4 protein-coding genes are annotated in these 4199 nt (G+C 69.3%); 2 read left to right on the top strand and 2 right to left on the bottom strand.

Going from position 1 to position 4199, the window contains the following annotated elements; translation table 11 throughout:
* Positions 1-340: RseA family anti-sigma factor (locus QMX80_RS18615; RefSeq protein ID WP_282278661.1), on the bottom strand; the 340-nt coding region annotated here is incomplete at its 3' end.
* Positions 337-957: an RNA polymerase sigma factor RpoE gene (rpoE, locus tag QMX80_RS18610; protein ID WP_055768382.1), complete on the bottom strand. Its 621-nt coding sequence runs from the start codon at positions 955-957 to the stop codon at positions 337-339. The genes rpoE and QMX80_RS18615, both read right to left, overlap by 4 nt.
* A 239-nt stretch (positions 958-1196) precedes the next feature.
* Here rpoE and QMX80_RS18605 point away from each other — a divergent pair, with 239 nt between their 5' ends.
* Together QMX80_RS18605 and azu are read left to right on the top strand one after the other, a co-directional pair.
* Entirely contained in the window at positions 1197-3260 is a 2064-nt protein-coding gene (locus QMX80_RS18605) for a 3-hydroxyacyl-CoA dehydrogenase NAD-binding domain-containing protein (protein WP_282278659.1), read from the top strand.
* 399 nt (positions 3261-3659) lie between these two features.
* Entirely contained in the window at positions 3660-4118 is a 459-nt protein-coding gene (gene azu, locus QMX80_RS18600) for an azurin (protein ID WP_273080207.1), read from the top strand.
* Positions 4119-4199: the final 81 nt, after the last annotated feature.

Raw genomic sequence — 4199 nt, 5'->3', positions numbered from 1 at the left:
GCGCGGCGCCGCCGCCCCAGCGCCGCCAGCCGGCACGACGCGCCTGCCGCTCGGACGCGGGCGGCGCCCGGCGGGCATCGGCGGCGATCGCCTCGCGGATCTTCAGGTCGAAACCGGCCGGCGCCGGCGCGCAGGCCTGGCCGCGCAGCGCGTCGCCGAGCAGTTGCCAGCGTTCCTGGCAACCGGACAGCTCGCCGTCGTGCTGCAGCCGGCGCAGCAGGAAACGCGCCTCGTCGGTGGGCAGCTCGCCGTCGACCAGCGCCGACAACTGCTGCCGGTAATGAAGCTCGAACTTGTCGGCGGCATTGCCCGCCGCATCGACACGACCGGAAGCATTCATGCGCGGCTCCTTTCACGGGTGGCGCTGGCGGTATCCAGCAGTGGACGCAACTGGAGGTCGATGGCCTCGCGGGCGCGGAAGATCCGCGAACGCACGGTACCGATCGGGCACCCCATCTTCTGCGCGATTTCCTCGTAGCTCATGCCTTCCACCTCTCGCAACGTGATGGCCGAACGCAGCTCCTCGGGAAGCGCGTCGACCGCCTTCATCACGGTCTGTTCCAGTTCCTGGCGCATCAGCTCGCGTTCGGGCGTGTCGGTGTCGCGCAGGCGCGCACCGGCGTCGAACTGTTCGGCGTCGCCGATCTCGATGTCGTCGGTCGGCGGACGCCGGTTGTGCGCGGCAAGGTAGTTCTTGGCGGTGTTCACTGCGATTCGATGCAACCAGGTATAGAACTGGGCGTCGCCACGGAAATTCCCGATCGCGCGGTAGGCGCGTACGAAAGTGTCCTGGGCCACGTCCTGACATTCACTCCAGTCGGCGATGTAGCGCCCGATCAGCGCGACGATGCGGTGCTGGTACTTGCGCACCAGGACATCGAACGCCGCGCTCTCGCCGCGCTGCACGCGCCGGACCAGCTCCAGATCCAGCTCCTGCGGTGTTTCAACCTCGGCCATGGGGGGCCGCACTCCTGTCAGCCCAACCGACGTCGGGCAATGAGACCGCCTGTGGCGGAAAAAGTTCAGCGCCCCGTCCAGGGACCGCCGCACCGGCTTTTAACTCGGGTTCGGCTAGCCTGTCGGCGATGACCACGGGCGCGAACACCTTGCACTTCCCAAGCATTGGGATTTGACGCCGGGGAAACAACCTCTGGATCATAGCGACCTTCTCCATACACAACCGGATGGAACGTCCCATGCTTTCAGGTTTCGATGGGCTCCGCTTCACTCACTGGCAGGCCGAGATCCGCGACGACGGCATCGTCGTGCTCGCCCTGGACCGCCGCGACAGTCCGGTCAACGCGATGTCGCAGGACGTGCTGCTGGAACTGGGCGACATCATCGAGCGCCTGGCAATCGACCCGCCCAAGGGCGTGGTGATCCGCTCGGCCAAGGCCGCCGGCTTCATCGCCGGCGCCGACCTGAAGGAATTCCAGGAGTTCGACCGCCGCGGCACCGTCAACGACGCCATCCGCCGCGGCCAGTCCACCTACCAGAAACTGGCCGAGCTGCCCTGCCCGACCGTGGCCGCGATCCACGGGCACTGCCTGGGCGGCGGCACCGAACTGGCGCTGGCCTGCCGTTACCGCGTGGCCTCCAGCGATCCGTCCACCCGCATCGGCCTGCCCGAAACCCAGCTGGGCATCTTCCCCGGCTGGGGCGGCAGCGCGCGCCTGCCGCGACTGGTCGGCGCACCGGCGGCGATGGACATGATGCTGACCGGGCGCACGCTGTCGGCCTCGGCCGCGCGCGGCATCGGCCTGGTCGACAAGGTCGCCGCGCCGGCGGTGCTGGTCGATGCGGCGATATCGCTGCTGCAGTCCGGCACGACCCGGCCGTTCAAACAGCGCGCCACCGCATGGGCCACCAACACCTGGCTGGCGCGCAAGATCCTCGCCCCGCAGATGGTCAAGCAGGTCGCGCGCAAGGCGAAGAAGGACCAATACCCGGCGCCATATGCGCTGATCTCCACCTGGGAGCGCAGCGGCGGCAGCGGCATCCAGGCGCGCCTGGACGCCGAGCGCCGCGCGGTGGTCAAACTGGCCGGCGGCCCGACCGCGCGCAACCTGATCCGCATCTTTTTCCTGACCGAGCGGCTCAAGGCGCTGGGCGGCAAGGACTCCCGTATCCGCCACGTGCACGTGGTCGGCGCCGGCGTGATGGGCGGCGACATCGCTGCATGGGCGGCCTACAAGGGTTTCGACGTCACCCTGCAGGACCGCGAACAGCGCTTCATCGACCCGGCCATGGCCCGCGCCCAGGCGCTGTTCGAGAAGAAGGTGAAGGACCCGGCCAAGCGCCCGGAAGTGGCGGCGCGGCTGAAGGCCGACCTGGCCGGCGACGGCGTGGCCAGGGCCGACCTGGTGATCGAGGCGATCATCGAGAACCCGGACGCCAAGCGCGAGCTGTACCAGTCGCTGGAGCCGCGGATGAAGGACGATGCGCTGCTGACCAGCAACACCTCCTCGATCCCGCTGGTGGAGCTGCGCGAGCACATCGCCCACCCGGCCCGGTTCGCCGGCCTGCACTACTTCAACCCGGTGGCGCAGATGCCGCTGGTGGAGATCATCCACCACGACCGCATGGCGCCGGAAACCGAACAGCGGCTGGCCGCGTTCTGCAAGGCGCTGGGCAAGTTCCCGGTGCCGGTGGCCGGCACCCCGGGCTTCCTGGTCAACCGCGTGCTGTTCCCCTACATGCTGGAAGCGGCCACCGCCTACGCCGAGGGCATCCCCGGCCCGGTGATCGACCGCGCCGCGGTCAAGTTCGGCATGCCGATGGGGCCGATCGAGCTGCTCGACACCGTGGGGCTGGACGTGGCCGCAAGCGTCGGCAGGGAACTGGCGCCGTTCCTGGGCCTGCAGATCCCGGCCGCGCTGGCCACTGTCGAACAGGGCCGGCGCGGCAAGAAGGACGGCCAGGGCATCTACAAGTGGGAGAACGGCCGCGCGGTGAAGCCGGAGGTGGCCAAGGACTACCAGACGCCGTCGGACCTGGAGGACCGCCTGATCCTGCCGCTGCTCAACGAGGCGGTGGCCTGCCTGCACGACGGCGTGGTGGCCGATGCCGACCTGCTCGATGCCGGCGTGATCTTCGGCACCGGCTTCGCCCCGTTCCGTGGCGGCCCGATCCAGCACATCCGCGCCACCGGCGCCGACACGCTGGTGGAAAAGCTCAGGACCCTGCAGGCGCGCCACGGCGACCGCTTCGCGCCGCGCCCGGGCTGGGACATGCCGGTGCTGCGCGAACCCATCGCCTGAGCGCCCGGAAAGCCGGATGACGATGCCACCGGGGCCGCCATGCGGCCCCGGTTTTTTTGTTAGCCGGCACAGCCCCAGCGGGGCTTTGCCCCGCTCTACAGGGTGATGTGGTTTTTTGTGGCGCCGCGGGCCTGGCTGGTAATGCCCCAGCGGGGCCTTGCCCCGCTCTACGGGGGCTGCTTTCCTGGTGGCCGTTGCTGGCCCTGCTTTCGCGGGTGCCGCATCGAATACGCACACCGATGCTGCGGAATACGACCACTTGCGCGCTGATTGACCCAAATCAAGGCAATCCGGCGCCTCCCGGCCGAATCTATGGCCGTCGCCCGGCACACCTTCGCGCCGGGCCGTGACGGCCCGGCCGCACGCAGCGTCCATCGCATACCCCACAGGAGCAACCCCATGAAAACCTCGCGCCGCCTTCTCCTCGCCCTGGCCCTGATCGGTGCCGCCGGTGCGGCCCAGGCTGCCGGCAACTGCACCGTCTCGCTCAAGGGCAATGACGCGATGCAGTTCGATCTCAAGGAAGCCACCGTTTCGGCCGGCTGCGCCAACATCACCATCGAACTGACCCACACCGGCAAGCTCCCGGCCACGGCCATGGGCCACAACGTGGTGGTGTCCACCACCGCCGACATGGCCGGCGTCAACCGCGACGCGATCCGCGCCGGCGTCGCCAACAACTACGTGCCGGCCGGCGACGCCCGGGTGATCGCCCACACCACGCTGATCGGCGGCGGCCAGAAAACCCAGGTGCGTTTCCCGGGCAACAAGCTCACCGCTGGCGGCGACTACAGCTTCTACTGCTCCTTCCCGGGCCACTCGGCCATGATGAAGGGCAAGCTGATCGTAACCCGCTGATTTTCCTGGCCGTGCAGCGCAGGCCCCGGGGGCGCCGGGGGGCCCGGGGGGGGGCGGTTTGGTGGGTGGTGGGGGGGCCCC

Source organism: Stenotrophomonas sp. PS02297 (assembly GCF_029959705.1).
In the GTDB taxonomy this organism is placed as follows: domain Bacteria; phylum Pseudomonadota; class Gammaproteobacteria; order Xanthomonadales; family Xanthomonadaceae; genus Stenotrophomonas; species Stenotrophomonas nitritireducens.
The sequence above is the reverse complement of the archived record's forward strand: the minus strand, read 5'-3'. Positions and strand labels throughout refer to the sequence as shown.

Excerpts from the sequence above, each read along its gene's own strand:
- rpoE (WP_055768382.1), bottom strand. The coding sequence starts at position 957 with ATGGCCGAGGTTGAAACACCGCAGGAGCTGGATCTGGAGCTGGTCCGG.
- QMX80_RS18605 (WP_282278659.1), top strand. The coding sequence starts at position 1,197 with ATGCTTTCAGGTTTCGATGGGCTCCGCTTCACTCACTGGCAGGCCGAG.
- azu (WP_273080207.1), top strand. The coding sequence starts at position 3,660 with ATGAAAACCTCGCGCCGCCTTCTCCTCGCCCTGGCCCTGATCGGTGCC.